The sequence below is a fragment of the Vibrio sp. FF145 genome, from assembly GCF_041439075.1.
Lineage (GTDB): Bacteria > Pseudomonadota > Gammaproteobacteria > Enterobacterales > Vibrionaceae > Vibrio > Vibrio tasmaniensis_A.
The window spans coordinates 1-18557 of sequence record NZ_JBGONH010000029.1 but is presented as its reverse complement, the minus strand read 5'-3'; the positions used below and the strand labels follow the sequence as shown (position 1 = coordinate 18557).

Annotated in this window: 15 protein-coding genes; 9 read left to right on the top strand and 6 right to left on the bottom strand. The window is 42.6% G+C overall.

What is annotated here, in order from left to right; all coding sequences use genetic code 11:
- Positions 1-132: 132 nt before the first annotated feature.
- Positions 133-2481, top strand: coding sequence for a 5-methyltetrahydropteroyltriglutamate--homocysteine S-methyltransferase (metE, locus tag ACED42_RS12345; protein ID WP_371702731.1), 2349 nt, complete (start codon positions 133-135; stop codon positions 2479-2481).
- Positions 2482-2582: 101 nt separating this feature from the next.
- On the opposite strand, the gene ACED42_RS12340 is transcribed toward metE, so the two are convergent.
- From ACED42_RS12340 to ACED42_RS12315, 6 genes are all read right to left on the bottom strand, one after another.
- Positions 2583-2981, bottom strand: a complete 399-nt coding sequence (locus ACED42_RS12340; protein WP_029223165.1) for a GspS/AspS pilotin family protein — start codon at positions 2979-2981, stop codon at positions 2583-2585.
- A gap of 1 nt (position 2982) precedes the next feature.
- The gene (locus ACED42_RS12335; RefSeq protein WP_012603655.1) at positions 2983-3279 is read right to left on the bottom strand and encodes a YciI family protein; all 297 of its coding nucleotides are present in this window, start codon (positions 3277-3279) and stop codon (positions 2983-2985) included.
- Between the two features lie 209 nt (positions 3280-3488).
- On the bottom strand, positions 3489-3887 hold the full coding sequence (gene yciA / locus ACED42_RS12330; protein WP_017098521.1) for an acyl-CoA thioester hydrolase YciA: 399 nt from the start codon (positions 3885-3887) through the stop codon (positions 3489-3491).
- Positions 3888-4082: 195 nt separating this feature from the next.
- Complete coding sequence (locus ACED42_RS12325; RefSeq protein WP_009846427.1) at positions 4083-4703, bottom strand: septation protein A; 621 nt, start codon at positions 4701-4703, stop codon at positions 4083-4085.
- Between the two features lie 133 nt (positions 4704-4836).
- A complete protein-coding gene (locus tag ACED42_RS12320; protein ID WP_032555183.1) occupies positions 4837-5085 on the bottom strand; it encodes a hypothetical protein in 249 nt (82 codons plus the stop codon).
- A 285-nt stretch (positions 5086-5370) separates the two neighbouring features.
- The gene (locus ACED42_RS12315) at positions 5371-6258 is read right to left on the bottom strand and encodes a LysR substrate-binding domain-containing protein (protein WP_009846429.1); all 888 of its coding nucleotides are present in this window, start codon (positions 6256-6258) and stop codon (positions 5371-5373) included.
- Positions 6259-6439: 181 nt separating this feature from the next.
- Between ACED42_RS12315 and hisC the strand changes: the two genes are divergently transcribed.
- The 8 genes from hisC (at position 6440) to ACED42_RS12275 (ending at position 18401) form a co-directional block, all read left to right on the top strand.
- Positions 6440-7591, top strand: a complete 1152-nt coding sequence (gene hisC / locus ACED42_RS12310; RefSeq protein ID WP_371702729.1) for a histidinol-phosphate transaminase — start codon at positions 6440-6442, stop codon at positions 7589-7591.
- A 10-nt stretch (positions 7592-7601) separates the two neighbouring features.
- The gene (locus ACED42_RS12305) at positions 7602-8375 is read left to right on the top strand and encodes an ABC transporter substrate-binding protein (protein ID WP_012603661.1); all 774 of its coding nucleotides are present in this window, start codon (positions 7602-7604) and stop codon (positions 8373-8375) included.
- 372 nt (positions 8376-8747) lie between these two features.
- Complete coding sequence (locus ACED42_RS12300; RefSeq protein WP_371702726.1) at positions 8748-12890, top strand: ATP-binding protein; 4143 nt, start codon at positions 8748-8750, stop codon at positions 12888-12890.
- Positions 12887-14092 carry an EAL domain-containing protein gene (locus ACED42_RS12295; protein WP_012603664.1) on the top strand — a complete coding sequence of 402 codons (1206 nt, stop codon included), beginning with the start codon at positions 12887-12889 and terminating at the stop codon, positions 14090-14092. Before ACED42_RS12300 ends, ACED42_RS12295 begins: the two co-directional genes overlap by 4 nt.
- 103 nt (positions 14093-14195) lie before the next feature.
- The gene (locus ACED42_RS12290; RefSeq protein ID WP_009846436.1) at positions 14196-15815 is read left to right on the top strand and encodes a methyl-accepting chemotaxis protein; all 1620 of its coding nucleotides are present in this window, start codon (positions 14196-14198) and stop codon (positions 15813-15815) included.
- 12 nt (positions 15816-15827) lie between these two features.
- A complete protein-coding gene (locus ACED42_RS12285; protein WP_371702723.1) occupies positions 15828-17093 on the top strand; it encodes a hypothetical protein in 1266 nt (421 codons plus the stop codon).
- Between the two features lie 11 nt (positions 17094-17104).
- Positions 17105-17500 (top strand): phosphate ABC transporter substrate-binding protein, encoded by a 396-nt coding sequence (locus ACED42_RS12280; protein ID WP_009846438.1) that lies wholly within the window; start codon positions 17105-17107, stop codon positions 17498-17500.
- A 319-nt stretch (positions 17501-17819) separates the two neighbouring features.
- On the top strand, positions 17820-18401 hold the full coding sequence (locus ACED42_RS12275) for a TetR/AcrR family transcriptional regulator (RefSeq protein ID WP_009846439.1): 582 nt from the start codon (positions 17820-17822) through the stop codon (positions 18399-18401).
- Positions 18402-18557: the final 156 nt, after the last annotated feature.

Below are 18557 nucleotides of genomic sequence, written 5' to 3'. Positions count from 1 at the left end.
AGATGAATATTTGGACCTTGTTCATCGTTCAGATTAGGGAGATAGTTTAGCCATCCAGACGCCTTTGTTAAAAATATAATCATTACAGGCAGTCTGACCGGAAATTAAAATTATCGAATAAGGAACACACACATGACGACAACAACGCATATTCTTGGCTACCCACGTATCGGTGAAAAACGCGAACTCAAATTCACTCTCGAGAAGTACTGGCGCGGTGAGATCGATCAATCTGAGCTTAAGCAGATCGGCAGTGAATTAAGAAATCGTAACTGGAATGTACAAGCTGACGCGAATCTAAGCTTTGCAACTGCGGGTGACTTCGCATGGTATGACCATGTACTAACTACGACTCTACTTCTAGGTCACGTTCCCAAGCGCCATGCTGGCGGATCAGAAGATGAAAAATCCTTCCCAGATTTAGATACCTTGTTCCGTGTAGGTCGCGGTCAGTCTCAAGTTCAATCTACTTGCTGCGGTGGTTCGCATACGTCGAATGATGTCACTAAAGACAGTTCAGCTGCTTCTGACATGACCAAGTGGTTCAACACTAACTACCACTACATTGTTCCTGAGTTCAGCAAAGATGACTCTTTTGAAGTAAGTTGGCCTCAACTGTTTGATGAAGTGAATGAAGCGATTAAAGCAGGACACAAAGTTAAGCCTGTACTCCTTGGGCCACTCTCTTACTTATACCTAGGCAAAGAAGTGGAAGAAGGGTTTGACCGCTTATCTCTACTTCCTCGCCTTCTTACCGCGTATCAAGCCATTTTGGCAAAGCTCTCAAAGCTTGGCGTAGAGTGGGTCCAAATTGATGAGCCAATCCTGGCTTTGGAGCTTGATAATCAGTGGGTAGATTCATTCAAGCTGGCTTACCAAGTGATTCAAGGCGATGTAAAACTACTACTTACCACTTACTTTGATTCGGTCACAGATACATTAGATAAAATCGTAGATCTGCCTATCAACGGCTTACATATCGACTTAGCAGCAGCACCGCAGCAACTCGATGAAGTGGTTAATAAACTACCGGAAGATTGGGTACTTTCTGCGGGTGCAATCAATGGACGCAATGTGTGGCGAGCTGACTTAGCCGCGCAGCTTGAGTTACTGCAACCTGTGAAAGACAAACTAGGAGATAAGCTTTGGATCGCAAGTTCATGTTCATTGCTGCATAGTCCTGTTGATTTGGAGTTAGAAGAAACGCTCAGCGAAGAAGTGAAGAGTTGGTTTGCCTTTGCAAAACAGAAAGTGACCGAGGTGAGCTTGTTGGGTGCGGCGTTAGACGGCGATCAAAAGGCCATTTTGGCGTGTGAGACTTACAGCCAACCAATTGTTGCCCGTAAGAGCGCGATTCATGTGAACAAGCCACAAGTTCAGGCTCGTATCAATACCATTACCAAAGCACTGGCAGAACGCAGTGCTCCATACGCAGAGCGTGCAGCGCATCAGTCTGAAGTTCTCGGCTTACCGCTGTTACCAACCACAACCATTGGTTCGTTCCCACAGACAGGAGAGATTCGTCTTCAGCGTAGTGCTTACCGAACTGGCAAACTGAATGAAGCGGAATACACAACCGCATTGAAAGGTCATATTGCTGATGCGGTTAAACGCCAAGAAGCCTTAGATTTGGATGTGCTTGTGCATGGCGAGGCGGAACGCAATGACATGGTGGAGTACTTTGCAGAAAACCTAGCAGGCTTCCAAACCACTAAGTTTGGTTGGGTACAAAGCTATGGCTCTCGCTGCGTGAAACCGGCGATTGTGGTTGCGGATATCGAGCGTGAAAAACCAATGACGGTCGAGTGGTCGACTTATGCGCAATCTCTGACCTCGAAACAGATGAAAGGCATGCTGACCGGACCCGTCACTATTCTATGTTGGACATTCCCTCGTGAAGACATCTCACGCAAAGAGATCACTAACCAACTGGCGTTTGCTCTACGTGATGAAGTGTCTGATTTACAAGACGCAGGTATTAACATTATCCAAATCGATGAGCCTGCTATTCGCGAAGGTTTGCCTTTGAAAAAACGCGACCATGCAGAGTACTTAGAATGGGCAGTGGATGCCTTTAAGATCTCAGCGGCGAGTGCTAAACCAGAAACTCAGATTCATACCCATATGTGTTACAGCGAGTTCAACGAGATCATTGATTCAGTGGCCGCGCTAGATGCCGATGTGATTACCATTGAGACCTCTCGCTCGAACATGGAATTGCTGAAAGCGTTTGAAGAGTTTAACTATCCGAATGCGATTGGACCTGGCGTTTATGATATTCACTCGCCAAACATCCCTTCAGAAGAGTGGATTGTAGATTTACTTAAGAAAGCGGCAGAAAAAATACCTGCAGAACGTTTGTGGGCAAACCCTGATTGCGGATTAAAGACTCGTAACTGGGCAGAGACAGAAGCGGCACTTACTAACTTAGTTTCGGCGACGAAGACACTGCGTAAAGAGTGGGGATCCGCTGAGGCATAATTTAGTCTAAGATTTGATTGACCCTCTAATCCACGATGAACCACAAAAAAGGCCTCGCATTTGCGAGGCCTTCTGGTTTTATGCTTGTTCGAATATCGAATCTAGCTGCTGCTCTGGCAAGTCTCTTTGCTGATCAGCTTTTCAACCATCAGTTGTCCGCGCGTATTGCGAATCTTGATGTTGTAAGCTAAGCCCATGTCGAGGTTAGCTCTTACTTCAGAGTTGGTGCAGTAGCTATTCACACTCATATCTACAACTTGGTTTAAAGGCTTAGCACCTTTTGCATCTTGGTTGTAGATCATCATGATTTCGACGACAGTATTTTTTGCTAGCACACGCATGATAGAGAGTGGACCATACTCAATAGGCAGGCCGGCAGATAAAACCCCCGCACGATGGTGAGCCATCATCTCTAACTGTCTTTGTTTGTCTTGTTCACTTGATGAGCTACAGCCTGCGAGTAGGGCAATAGCCAGTGACCCAATAATCCATTTTTTCACGTTAAAATACTTTCTTGAATGGTTTAACAATCACATTCTGGTAGACACCAGCAGCGATGTACGGGTCTGCATCAGCCCATGCTTGTGCGTCTTCCAAAGAGTTGAATTCAGCAATCACAGTAGAACCAGTGAAGCCTGCTTCGCCAGGGTTATCGGAGTCAATTGCTGGCATTGGACCTGCTGTTAATAGTCGGCCTTCATCGTGAAGTGTTTGAAGGCGTTCTAGATGTTGTGGGCGAACACTTAGGCGTTTTTCTAATGAGTTTTCGACGTCTTGAGAAAAAATTACGTACCACATGTTGAGATATCCTTATGTTACTTCACTGAAGTAGAGCGATTAAATTAGTTATCTGGCTAATTTACGCGAACTAATAGGTATTGGAAGAGCTAATGATAAGAAATTGTGAATTGGTGCGAGGTGAATTGGTACGAGAGAGTTGTATGGTCTCTAGTAATTTCATTTATAAAAACTAAAGACCATCGACATCATGAGCTCAACGAAAATTGCTATTTTTTGATTGGGCGAGGTTTACCGCTTTCGTCTACAGCAACGTAGTTGAATGTCGCGCCACATACCTTGTAACGATCGCCAATACCGTGATCAAGTACCGGCTTAACCCACACTTCTAGGTCGATATTCATCGAGCTACGGCCAATCTTGGTGCAGTCGCCATAAACACAGACCACATCGCCAACCGACACTGGCTGTTTGAATTCGATGCTTGATACTGACACGGTGACTATCTTGCCGTTAGAGATCTCTTTCGCCAGTATCCCGCCAGCAAGGTCGAGCTGAGACATTATCCAACCACCGAAAATCTGGCCTGCTGCATTGGTATCAGAAGGCATCGCCAAAGTGCGAAGAAGTAAAGAACCAATCGGGTTCAAAGTTGATTGAATAGTCATTGTTGTACTCTTAATGGTATTGATTGTTTTAAATTTAAATAGATGTGTTTGCGGGGTTCGCGGTGGTCGTATTTTTAACGTATTCACCGAACACAAACAATCAGTGGCCAATGATCACGAGTATCATTGGCCACTGTTAAATCGCATATTGATAATAATTGTATCAAAAAGGGGATGGGGACTCATCCCTAAGGGTTATTTCTCCTCGGTATTTTTACCTGAGAGCTCTTGTTGCGTATCGTTTTGTGTTTCTTGGTCTCTTTGCTGATGCTTATCTTTTGGCAAATGTTGGTCTTTTGGTAAATGTTTATAGATATAAACGCCCGTTAGTAAGGTAAATGCAAAAGTAGCGATCAGTAAGCCAAACACTTTGAAGTTGACCCACACATCCAATGGCAGGTTGAAAGCAACGTAAACATTGAGGATCGCACACAATGTGAAGAACAGAGTCCAAGCCCAGTTGATCTTGCCCCATACTGCTTCAGGAAGAGAGATCTCTTTACCCAACATGCCTTTAATCGCTGATTTGCCCATTAGGTGACTGACTGTAAGGCCGATAGCAAATAGCGCATAAACGATGGTCACTTTCCATTTTATGAAGTTGTCATCATGCAAAAAGATGGTCATGCCACCAAATACGGCAACCATTAGAAAGGTGATGATCTGCATTTTTTCGACTTTCTTGTAGATGATGTACGTCAAAATGATTTGTACTGCGGAAGCAACAATCAATGCACCTGTAGCCGTGTAGATGTCGTACATCTTGTAAAGCGCAAAGAAAATAATGAGAGGAATGAAATCAAGAATTTGCTTCATGTGGCACTGACTATCCAGTTAGTTGAGTTGCAGACAGTCTAACCAAAACTGTCTCGATGCTAAATAGCTCGAGACAATTGGGTGCTAATTAATTCAATCTAACCGATTATCGTGTTTAGCGAGCTCTAACAGGTTAACGCATTGACGAGGTTTGATAGCGAGGTATTAGCTTCTTGATGTCTTCAAGGTAACCTTCACTTTTCAAACTGTCTAATGTGTTTTCGAGTTCTTGTTCGCTCATGGTAAAACACGTCGATTTGCCGGTCGTTAGGTCAAGGTATTCGTGATATTCACGCTCTGTGAAGTGGCCAATTCTGTCCATCAATAGGGTTTTAATTCCATGGTGAATTAAGCCGTAATATGTATGTCTTTGTAAGGTCATAGCCTATCCTCCGTGACAAGCTGCAATGTTATTGGTGCAACCTGCTGTATATTGGTTGGGTTATCTATGACAAAGCAATTCGAATGCCATTTAATCCATTGGGGTAGAATTTCTGACGTAAAAAGTTGAATTAATTTTCTTTTCAACTAGTTAAAGAAACGTTCGTTCTATTCTATAGATACCAATACGCAGCGAGCGTAAAATAGTTTCATTTTGAGAATGGTAAAATTCTCATTATGACGATCTATTAAAGCTACAGTGGGGGCTTACCCAAGATGATTGCCGCTAATCGACGAGCCAATCAACCAGCGTAGATAAGGATGTATTTTGTCGATTCTTGGGTTGCAGTAAGAAGTAACCATTTCCAGAGAAGACACTGCCTTCACTCACTTTCACCAATCTACCCAAATCAATATCTTGCTTGGCCAGCGTTATGTCGCCTATGGCAATACCAAACCCTTGAATGGCGGCGTTCATCGCTTGATCGAGCGTCGCGAATTGTTGGTTGTTCTTGCTTGAAAGGTCATGACTTCCTATGTGCTCTAACCAAAGTCGCCAATCACTCTGCTCATTGTTGGCGTGTAACCAAGTGTATTGAGCGAGCTTGTGTGGCTTGATGATAGTAGAAGCGCTACTTACAAGATGGCTTTGCGTAATGCTTTGCGCTTGGCAGACCGGAGCCAGTTGCTCGTTGAACAATAACTGGCTCACTATCGATTGTTGGCTTGGCTTCTTACCATAGGTGATTACGGCATCAAATGGGTCAAAGCTTGGTTCAAAAACGTGCTTGATGGTCGACGTGAGTTCGACATCAATTTCAGGATAGGCTTGCTGAAAAGACATCAACTTGGGTAGCAGCCAAGAGGTAATACAACTTGGTGCGTTGAGCTTGATCTTCGATGGAGAGCTGGCAACTTGATTTAACGCCGATTGCAGTTGTTGGATGGTATCTTGAATCAGCGGAACCAGTTCTTCTCCCTTAGGTGTTAATGACAACCCGCGAGCATGTCGGTAGAAAAGATCGCACCCGAGACTTTCTTCAAACGACAATACCTGACGACTCACTGCACCTTGCGTAACATTGAGCTCATGTGCCGCGCGCGTAAAGTTGAGATGCCTTGCCGTCGACAAGAACGCGAGCAAGGTTTTAGTTGAAGGAAGTGTGCGATTCATATCTTTACCTATGATTTTTTATCATGGCTATTATGTGATTATTTCGATTCATTTATCAATAGTGTTCTGTTTGAATGTAAATACTTAATCATCATTTGTGATTCAATATGTGTATAAGTCACATTTTTTGAATATGAAGGCAGTGGTGAAGACATTGTGATTTTGTGAAAGGGATAGCTTCTTGACATCTTTTATTGATAGCTTAGTGCCTCAGGCTGTAAAAAAATTAATACCTTACCAATCGGCAAGAAGAATTGGTGGTGATGGACGAGTCTGGCTAAACGCCAATGAATTGGAAAGCTCGCTGTTTCCAGGAGAAGCAAGCCACAATAGATACCCAGATTTTTTACCGCAAGATATTGCTAAGGCTTATCAAGCGTATTGCGGAACTGCTGCTGTAACGGTTGCCGTTCGTGGTGCAGATGAAGCGATAGATTTACTGATCAGAACATTCTGTAAGCCAGCGAGTGACAATATACTTATTTGTTCACCAACGTATGCAATGTATGAGTTTTGCGCCGATGCATTGGCGATTAATACTTTAGACTCTCCATTGCAGGAAGACTTCAGCCTGAACGTCGCTGATATCGTGAATAAAGCGGAATTGGCTAATATCGTGTTTCTTTGCTCACCAAACAACCCTACGGGCAATGTGATCCCTAAATTGGATTTGATTCAGGTACTGGAAGGCACGATTGGCAAGTCGCTAGTGGTGGTCGATGAAGCGTATATCGAATTTGAACCACAAACGTCAGCGGTGAGCCTTATTGAGCGTTATCCGCATTTGGTTGTGATTCGCACCTTGTCTAAGGCGTTTGGACTCGCAGCCGTACGTTGTGGCTTTATCTTAGCGAGTCAAAATGTGATGCAGTATGTAGCTAAATTAATTCCACCGTATCCAATGCCAGATTGCTCATCTCAAATCGTGCTAGACGCATTGTCTGATGAACGAATTGCGTTGATGGAAAGCGCGACGTTAAAGTTGGTTGAATTGCGTAATCGGTTTGCTTGTGAGCTAACGCGGTTTGAATTTATAGAACAGGTTTACCCTTCATCGACTAACTTCGTTTTGCTGCGTCAAAAACCTGGGCATCAAGTGTTCAGTGTATTGGCGAAGGATGGCATTGTGACAAGGAATCAAAACCACGAACCTGCTTTGCGTAACTGTGTTCGAATCAGTATTGGTAGCCAAGAGAGCATGCTAGAAGTGATAACGTCACTAACACGCTACCAAATCGAGCTACAACAGACTCAACAAGATCAGCAAAAACGACAGCGTCAACAAGATCAATATATAGAAACTCAATCTCAACTCGATAAAGATCATATCTAGGATGGCAATGATGAAAAAGATAATACTAGGACTCGCTTGTGCGGCCGCTTTACTTGGTACAACGGTACAGGCGAAAGAAATCCGTTTGGCGTCGGACTTTACGTATCCGCCATTCAACTATAAAAACAGTGACGGTGTGCCTGTCGGGTTTGATATTGAGATAGCTGACGCCTTGTGTGAGCAAGCTAAACTCGATTGCACGTGGGTATCGCAAAGCTGGGATTCGTTGATTCCAAGTCTATTGGCGAGAAAATCAGATGTGATCATGGCTTCGATGCGTATTACCGAAGAGCGTAAGCGCAAAATCTTGTTCACCGATAAGTACTACCAAACTCCAGCCGTGTTTGTTGCTGCTAAGAGCGCCGAGTTCAGCATTGATGAGGCCGGCTTAGCGGGTAAAACCATCGGTGTTCAGCAAGGTACGATTCACGATCGCTACGTAACCGACAAGTTTGGTGATGTGGCAAACATTAAACGCTATACCGGCCAAGATGAAGTTTATCTGGATATGCAGAATGGGCGTCTAGATTTAACGTTTGGTAACTCTGATCAACTTTCATTGGCTTTCTTAGATAAGAAAGAAGGAGAGGGCTTTGAATTCAAGGGTAAAGCGGTAACAGACAAAGCCTACATTGGTGAAGGTACGGCTTTAGCACTAAGAAAGCAGGATTCAAAACTGGCGAAACAATTCAATGCCGCGATTGAAGAGATCAGAGCAAATGGCACCTATGATAAGATCGCAGCGAAGTACTTCACATTTGATATCTATGGCGCTGATTTGTAATTCGCCTAGCATCTGAAAGTTGGATGGCAAAACCAAAAATCCGAGGGCTATGAGGCTCTCGGATTTTTTGTTTCTTAAAACTGTCATTATGGGTTTTGAGGTGTTTAAACTTGGGTGAACGATTGCGTTAAACAGAAGTTCCATATTGTTCAGTGCAAATTGGTGAGTCGAGACTGTGAATAAGATATAAGGTGCACTAATTAATAAAACTCTAGGTTATTCATGTTCCGCGCTTTTAATCTACTTTCTCTAATTATCCTGGCTTCTTCCGTATCTTTTTACGTTAAGGCTAGTGGTTCGATTACAATCGGAGTTCAAACCTCAGGATTTTCTCCGTACGTTGTTGTCCAAGAGGGGGAGGTTTCGGGATTATTGCCTGAATTGACCGGTTTCTATGCAGAGCGTGAGTTGAATGGCTTGGAGTTTGTCGGTTTTCATTCTCCGTCGGATCTAAATAACGTACTTAAAACTGAACAAGTTGATGCCATTATTACGGCTGAACAAAATGTTTCTAGTAGCGGTGTTATTTACTCTAAACCTATCTTATCTAGTCGAATGGTTAGCCTAAGTAGTGAGCCTATTGAAAGCCACTTATTAATGAAGGGGCGAAACCTGGCTTATTTTGAAGACTCGAGTAACGCGTCTTCTGTGAAATCGCTTCTCCCATTTTCTTCTTTTAAGTCATATTCATCCTATCAAACCGCGATTGCTGCTGTAGCTCGAGAGAACGCGTTAGCCATTGTTGATGATGGAGTGTTACTGCACAACAAGTTAATGAATAGCCCCTATGAGTTATTTTTGTCGGTCAACTTACATGATGGTTTACCCTTAAATAATTATGTTATTGCCTTGCTGGATACGCCTGAAAATAGGAAGTTGCTGGGTATTATCAATAACGCTATAAACCAAGATAACTCAAGCAAGCTTGTTAATATTCGCAAAAAGTGGTTGAACGAAATACAAAGGCGTCTTCTGTTAGTCGTTAGTAAAAACAAGCTGCTATTAACTGAAAAAGAACAGCAGTTCCTTCTTCTTAATCCGAACATATATGTATCATCGACGGCAGACTCTAAGCCTATATCTTTCATGAATAGTGAAGGTAAGCCTGATGGTATTTCGATTGATATATTGAGTGAAATATCCCGACTTACGGGGTTAAACTTTATTTACGACAACGACCTCGTTTTACAGGGTAACCAAGCTCATCCAGTTTCTCTTCCAGTAATTCATACTAAGGCGACACCTTCTACTGGTGACGATGAGCATCACCTCTATTCTAAGCCTTTCATGGTTGAGCCGTGGGCACTGGTTGGTAAAAGTGATACGAGTAAATTGGCGGTATTCGGTGAGTTAACGAAGAGCTCCGTTATTGGAACTATAAACGACAGTGTCGGAATAGAGCTTGTGAAACGCTATTGTGAGGCTTGCCCAATTAAGACCTATAGCTCTGAGTTGCTTTTGCTCGATGCCGTGGATACAGGAGAGGTGGACTCAGCGATGCTTTCGCTCTATTTAGCGTCTCCTCTATTACAGGGCCAGTATTCAGGGTACTTACGCGTAACAAGCCTGCTATCTAAAGACAACGATATTCCAGTCGCCTACAGTGTCGAAGCCGACCAAGAAGTCCTGAACAATATTATTAACAAAGCGCTGTTCGCCATACCTCATCACAAGTATCAGCAGATCAAGAAGCATTGGTTGGATGTGTCTTATGAATCAGGCGTGGATACGGCAGATGTTATCTTGGGTGCTGCCATTTTAATCTCTGTAGCATCGGTGCTCATTATGCTTGTAATGGCATGGAGTTGGAAACTAAGACGTGAAGTTGAAGATCGAAAGCGAACTGAATCCGCTCTCAAACATCAAGTGGAGTTCGAGCGTTCATTGTTGGACGCAATGCCGTTTCCTATTGTTGTGCGTAACTTGGATAACCAGATAATCAGTCTGAACAGTGCCGCGCATCAGCTTACTGGTTTTGAGTTAATCGAAGGAACCATCGTTAATAACTCCGATGAAGACACAATGATCCATCACGGGGTTGTTTTACCTCGCTTAGAAAAAGAAGTCGTTTTGCCGCAAGGCAGTAAACACTACGCGTATTGGAAGTGCCCTTATATCTCCAACGGGAATATCGAAGGCTCAGTGACCATTCTTGATGATCTTACTGAGCTTTACGAAGCGAAAAAAATTGCAAAAAGTGCCGATGACCGAGTACAGAAACTGGCGAACAATTTGCATGGCGCGGTTATACAGCATATTCAGCCCAAACGAAGTCTTCACGATATTGAATTCGTCTTTATTAGTAATGGGGTAGAGGAGCTTTTAGGGCTTACTCCTGCTCAATTGCGCCGCTCTCCAATTAGTTTTTTCGCACCGCTTAATGCTCAGGATCGTCGAACCTTAATTAAGAAGGTACGTAGTGGAAATAAAGAGGGAAAACTAAGCCTCGATATTGGAGTGAATATTGATAACCAAAACCGATGGCTCAATTTGCAGAGCAAGATTTCTGATCTTGGCGATTATTATGAATGGGACTCTGTTCTTACTGATATCACTGAGCTTAAACAACAGCAAGAAGAGCTAACACAAGCAAGGCAAAGTGCTATCGCCGCAACTGAGGCCAAGTCTCGATTTTTGGCAAACATGAGTCATGAAATCCGCACTCCATTGGGAGGGATTGTTAGCTTGTTGGAATTGTCAGAGCAATATGAAGTTGGTTATGAAGTTCAGAAAATCCATACAACGCTGAGTCAATCGGCGAATAACCTACTGCATATTGTTAACGATATACTCGATTTCTCGAAAATTGAAGCCGGTAAGCTGACCCTAGATTATCAGCCTGCAAGTCTAGATACATTGACCCTTAGAGTGACTCAGTTGCAGGCGAGGCAAGCTCACGCCAAAGGGTTACAGTTCAAATTTTGGTTAGACCCTGAGTTGAATGATTTAGTCTTAATGGATGATATTCGTATTGGACAGGTTTTAAATAACTTGTTGAGCAATGCCATTAAATTTACAGAATATGGAACCGTAGGTTTAGCGGCAAAGTTACTCGACCTGGATGGTGAACAGCAACAAATTTGTTTCGAGGTGTTTGACAGTGGCATCGGTATCAGTGAAGAACACATTCGAAACCTATTCCAACCTTTTGTTCAAGCCGATGAAGGAACCACGAGGAAATATGGTGGTTCAGGCCTTGGTTTGACTATCTCGAAGCAACTTATTGAACAAATGGGTGGCAGTCTTAACGTTACGAGTAAGATCAACATTGGTTCAACGTTCTCTATTACGCTGCCGCTTAAAACGCTCGCTGAAAATAACAGGGCGGACATGAATGGCAAGGTGGCGCTACTTACCAAAACGTTCATGCAGCAATCTGAATTAGAGAACTATCTAACATCTTGGGGTATTAAGGTTATCTCAAAGAATGTTCAGGTGACTAAAGAGCTCGCACACTGGGTCGATACCATTGAGCCTGATTTTGTGTTTATTCCTCATGAGCTAGATCAGAGCATTGATACGTTCGCCGAAAGCGTGCAGTTTATTTGTGTCAGTGAACAAGGAATGCTTTCGCCTGCGCCATGCAAATTGGGCTGGAATCTGTCAGCAAACCCATTGTTGCCTTCGCAGTTGATGCACTGTTTGCACAACTGTCCTGCGTTTGTGGAAGATGTTGTCCAAGATGATAATAATCTGAAATTGAGTACTGAGTCGCGCGAGTCTGCCAAACAGAATCAAAGACTTATCTTAATAGCGGAAGATCACCCAATCAATCAACAGATAATTCTTCAACAAATTGAGCAATTAGGTTTCCATGCCGACATGGTAGATAACGGCAAGGAAGCACTTGTTGCCTTAGATAATGAAGATTATGGGCTGCTAATTACTGATTGCCACATGCCAGAGATGGATGGGTATGAGTTAACAAGGCAGATCCGAGTAAAAGAGCAGAGCCAAAACCAACCTCGTCTTCCGATCATTGCGCTAACCGCAAACGCTGTGCAAGGTGAAAATGATAAGTGCTTTGAGATTGGTATGGATGACTTCTTATCAAAACCAACCAAATTAAGGGTGATTGGCGACACCATAATCAAACATCTTGATAAGGTGCAATCTGTTGTCGATAAGCCGTGTATTAGTTCCTCGGAGCCTAAAAGTGAGCCGAGCTCTGCTCCGATTGATCTCGCCAACTTAACCGAATTGTTTGGTGACCAAGATCTCGTCATGCAGATCATCACTGACTTTATCAAGAGCCATCAAGCTGACATGCCTCTGCTTCAAGCTGCGTGTGAACAGCGAGATCTCGAAGCTATTAAACAGGTAGCTCATAAGATGAAGGGAGCTGCAAAAATGGTAGGCACAGAGGACATTGCCAATCAATTGCAAACAATGGAATTGGTCTCCTTAAGTGACTTAGATGGTATTCAAGCACATTACGATAACCTCGAACAGCTGACGAACCAATTGAAGACTTATTGTTCAGAATCAATCAAACCATTTAAGAAGCTACCATGAACCAGCATGTTGTAGTGATAGAAGATCACCCTTTTCAATTGAATGTAATGGGGATGGTTTTAAAGAGTTTGGGTATGGAAAATGTCCAACCTTTTGAATGTGGATATAAGGCTCTAGAGTTTATTGAAGCCTCTTCTGTCGATTTGATCTTATGTGATCTGAATATGCCGATGATCGATGGTATCGAACTCCTAAAACGCCTTGCTGAGGCCGATTTTCAAGGCAATATCATCATCACAAGTGCGGAAAGCAAAACAGTGCTCGATGCCGCAAGGAAGATGTGTAAAGCGTTTAACCTGAATTTGCTTGGTGTTCTTGAGAAGCCAATAGCAAAAGAGTCGCTGTCAAAGTTAATTAACCTTAACTCTACAAAAGAAGCGGCTGCTTCTAATTCTAATAGCGACATCGTTATTACGGATGAAGACATAGCAAAAGCGGTAAGCAACCAAGAGTTTATGTTCTATTACCAACCGATAGTGTGTATCCATAGTGGTGAATGGCGAGAAAGTGAATCGCTAATTCGATGGCAGCACCCTCGTTATGGCGTACTCAGCCCTTTTTTCTTTTTGTCTCGGTTACTTGAGTCAGGAAAAATGGGAGAGGTGATGAAGTATTTAATCAATCAAGCGATCAATGAGAAGTCATTTCTCGGAGAGCGGAGATTTGCAATAAACCTGACAGCTAAAGATATTATTGACGGTGATATTGTTGATTATATCTTCGCTTTGATCGACCAAGGTGAACTTGAGACAGAGCAGATAAAATTGGAATTAACAGAATCTGATTTAGTTGAAAGTGTCGCTCTTGCTTTAGCGTCCACCACGAGGATATGCATGCGTGGTATTCCCCTGGCGATTGACGACTTTGGAACAGGTTACTCTTCACTCAAGCAATTAGATGACCTGCCATTTTCAGCACTGAAACTGGATATCGACTTTGTGAAAAACATTCAGAGCAGTCGTTCAAGCCATGCCATTGTTCGCGCTACTCTCTACTTGGCTCACTTATTAGAACTGAGTACGGTTGCTGAAGGGGTTGAGGATCATTCTCTTTGGATGGACATTCGTGAAATCAGTAATGTCGACACATTGGTTCAGGGCTATTTTATCGCTCGTCCAATGCCTGCTCGTAAACTATTAGAGTGGAAAGAAGACTGGGACAGCAAAATTAAAGAGCTGAACTTAATTAAAGAAATTAAATAAGCGGGCTTTGAACATAACGGTAAATTTGTTTAGTGAATGTGTTCGCTATTAAATATGAACAAACGTTACCATCAGCCACAACCAGCGCTAATGAAAAAACCTTATGCTATTGTCTCGCTATATCAACATTAAAGTACAGTTTATTGTACTGCTCTCAATAATATCTCTTAGCCTAGCTGCCATTATCTCAATAAATGTCTTTATTCATAATGATAATAGTCAGCGCCTAAAGCAGTTAGAGTCAAGTTACTACCCTGCACTTGAGCATGCGACGAAAATATATTCTCTTTTACCTAATGTGAAGCAACAGTTCGAAGCTGCTGTCGTGATGGAAGATGAGCAAGCTCTCGATTTTGCACGTCAAATTTCTTCTGAACTGCAAGTTGAAGCGAGTCGTGGTGCCGATGTTTTACCTTCACAAGCGACAGCTTTTAATAAACTGTCACAACAACTAGCAAGGTACACGGATTCTGCGTACGCGCTGAGCGAAGATTTTATTAATCTCAATGACTCTTTCGAGAGCCTGACCTCCAGAGCGAACCAACTTAGCACTGAATATGATTCATTAGTTGCGTTAAGCGAGACGTTACGTGCATCCGCGAGTCAGAAGGTCGTAGACACTATCTTGCACTCTGAAAAAGCCGCAAACGACGCTGCGAATCAATCTATTTGGTTAGGTGTGTTCTTTTTGATCTCTGTGATTTCGGTTGGTTACGCAATATTTAAATCGGTTATTAGCTCAATATTGCTTGTGACAGAAAAGATGAAGGCGATTGCGACTGGGGATGGTGACTTAACGGTACGCATCGACTACGCAGGAAAAGATGAGATATCAACGCTTGTTGAGAGTTTCAATCAATTCATTGAAAAGCTACAAGGCATTATCGCGAGTACGTTAAGCATTGGACACGAGCTTGAGGTTGTCAGCGACAAGATTCGTAGCGAGTCGAATCAAACCTTGGCTCTAAATAGCACTCAACGTGATCACATCGAAGAGGTTACCGAGGCGGTCAATAACATCATCGACCTCATAGAACAAGTTGTTAACTTTGCATCGCATGCAGATTCTCAAGCTCAAAAAGCCAATTCTAGTGCTCAAACAGGAACACAAGTGGTTCTTAAAACGAGTAAAGAAATTGAAGAGCTTGCGACAAACATCCGTGATACGGCCTGTAAGTTGAAAGAACTCGATCAGAATGCAAGCAATGTTGGCTCAATACTAAACACAATACAAAGTGTCGCTGAGCAAACGAATTTATTAGCACTAAATGCTGCAATTGAAGCTGCGCGAGCTGGTGAACATGGCCGAGGCTTTGCTGTTGTTTCCGACGAAGTGCGCGTGTTAGCGAACAATACTCAACAATCCGCAACAGAAATTAATGCCTTGTTGGTCGATCTTAAGTCCGGCTCGAACGCTGCTGTTGGCGCTATGGACCAAGGCTTAGCGAGCTCGTCACAGGCGGTTGGAGACGCGCAAAACGCGGGTGACTATCTATTAGAAATTAGTGGCCAGGTAGAAGAAATTACCGAGCTCAACAAACAAATTGCAAGTACTACAGAGCACCAAGCTCGTGCTTCAAAACAAATCCACACCCATATGGATGATTTTAGACAGTGCTCTCATCAAGTGTCTCAGTCGACAGATCAACTCGAAGCTCTAAGTCACCAACTGAGTGGCATCGTTACAGAGCTGAGTAAATCAACATCACAATTTAAAGTATAACGGAGAACAACAATGACTAACTCCTCTTTTCGCTTATTGCCGTTAGCGGTAGCACTTGCGACTTCATTCGCTGCACACGCTACAGATGAGCAAAAATTGGCTGAGCTTGAGAACAAGGTCGCTATTCTTGAAGCAAAAGAACTAAATTCAGTCGCTGATAAATTTAACTTCAACGGTTTTGCGGCTTTGAACATGCAACTTGGCAACCATAGCCATGGTTTCATGAAGTCAGAAAACAAAGTACGCTTTGAAGAAGGTTCTCTAATTGGTTTGCAGGGTGAGTTTGAAGTTAACGAATCTACTTCAGCTGTAGTGCAAATGGTTGCTCGAGGCACTAAGAAAGAAAACTGGACACCGGATGTTGAGTGGGCATTTCTAAGCCATAAAGTAACACCAAACCTGACACTTCGTGGCGGTAAGCTGCGTCTTCCTCTTTTCATGTACTCTGACTACCTAGAGGTGGGTTACGCTCAAACAAGCGTTCGCGTACCTAGCGAAGTATACGGCCCAGTCGTTCTTACATCACTGACTGGTGGGGATTTCATTTACGATATTGAGTTGGAAGATAGCACAGCATCATTCCAAGGGTTTGTAGGAGCACAAAAGCTTTCAGCTTCTAAGCATACCTATAGTGCCGATACTCAGTTCGATGATATCGTTGGTGGGGTGATCAACTGGACCGACGACACTTGGACATTACGTGCGGTTTACGCTCAAGCAACAGTTAGCTCAAGCACTAATTGGATCTTAGATAATGACCCACTAAATCCGGGGAATTCGTATGAAATGCAGAATACTAAATTCAATGATGAAAAAGCGAAATTTTACGGTATTGGTGGTCGATACGACAACGGTAACCTAGCGCTTGTTTCAGAAGTGACTCGCACTACAGTAGAAGGTTTTTACCAAGATGTAGATGCAGCTTACCTGACAGTATCTTACCGTGTGAACGAATTCACACCTTACGTGACTGCTGCGCATATGGAGACAACAGACGATGCTGAGCGCAATGGCCAAGTGAAAAGTACAGGTATGAAAGCGCTATTAGGCACCGGAAGCCCGAATGATTACAAGTCAGCAAAATACGTTGCAAGTGGCTTAAATGTTCAACGCACAACTTACAGCATCGGTACTCGTTGGGACTTTATGCCTAATATCGCGCTGAAAGGTGATGTTAGCTACCTAACCAACTTCGGTTCAACTAATGGTGGTGTTAACGCATCTTACAAGAACGAAGACAACATCTTGTACACAGTTAAAGTTGACGCGGTATTTTAAGGAAGAGAATTATGTTTAAAAAAGCATTGGTAGCCGCTGCTCTTCTTAGCAGCATGAACGCTTTCGCTGGTTTGGTTGTTGTTGGCAACCCATCAATGAATGAGCTTGACGCTTCAACAGTTAAAAAACTGTATCTAGGTAAAGCAAAGTCTCTACAGATTGAAGCGGTAGACTTGGAAGACGGTCACCCACTTAAGGGTACTTTTCACCAAGCAATTACAAAGAAGACAGAAGCACAGCTTCAAGCTTACTGGGCAAAGCGAGTATTTACGGGTAAAGGTCAACCACCTAAAGCTGTAGGTCAAGAAAGCTTAGCGAAAGACATGGTCGCTAGCTCTTCAAACAAAATTGCTTATATCGATGACTCTTTAGTTGATAGTTCAGTTAAGGTTCTTCTAAAGCTTTAATCTTGAGCTTTAAAATAAAAGCTTGAGCTGCAAAGTAAAGGCTTTTCGTGTGGCGCTCTAATAGGGCGCCACTCTTACATTGGCTTACATACTGCTCGAACTCTCTTACTTACCGCTTACACTCGCTTGTTAATTTCCTATCCTATTGTTTTATAAGGCAATCTTACCGGTTGTTTTTTGTTCTATTTTCTAAAAAATCCAAATTTTTTATATTTTTATTCATTTAGTTTGTTTGATATAAAAATGGGCATGTTGAGATTATTTGGTTGAGTTATAGAATGCGCGGGTAATATAAACAAATAGGTGAGGATACAATCTGATGCTAAATGACAAAAGAACAAAAATCTTGAGCTCAGCAGAAAAGCTATTTATTTCTCAGCCTTATAGTAAAGTTTCAATTCGGTCTATTGCTAAGTCTGCGGGTGTAAGCCCCGCGTTAATTCTTTATTACTTTAATAACAAAGAGCAATTGTTTGATCAGCTCATCGAAGAGCATACAAGTCGTTTTCAAGAGCAGTTCTCAAAGTATCAGAGAGTGGATGGAATACAACTACAACACTTACTTTCTGAACTTATCGAGTTTTGGGAAGCTTCGCCTAACATCTTTTTACTATTCACTTTTGGCGGAAGTTCATACAATTACGAAAATGTTCAACGCCTTAAAGAGTCTAAGTTTGGTTACACCTACAATAAGACTCTTGAAAATCTTCTTTATTTAGTTGATGGCTGTAACGAGTCAAACTTTCATTATTACCAGATGCTAGTTACGTCGTTAGTGTCTCAACCATATTTAGCAAACAAGCAACAAAAATATAACAATGACAACTCTACGTTTAACCTTATGCAATACCAAGAGGTTATAGCTAGCTTATTTAAAGAAGAGACTCGCTTTGCTTATTAAATAACTGCTTATTAAATGAATTATTCGTAAGTTACATTTTGGGTTTTTAAGTCTTAACTCCTAATTCCTCAAAAACTGACACGAAAAAACGCCGCTCATTTGAGCCAACACCTATCATTTAAGGTGTTTAGATCGCACAGTGTAGCGAGTCTTACT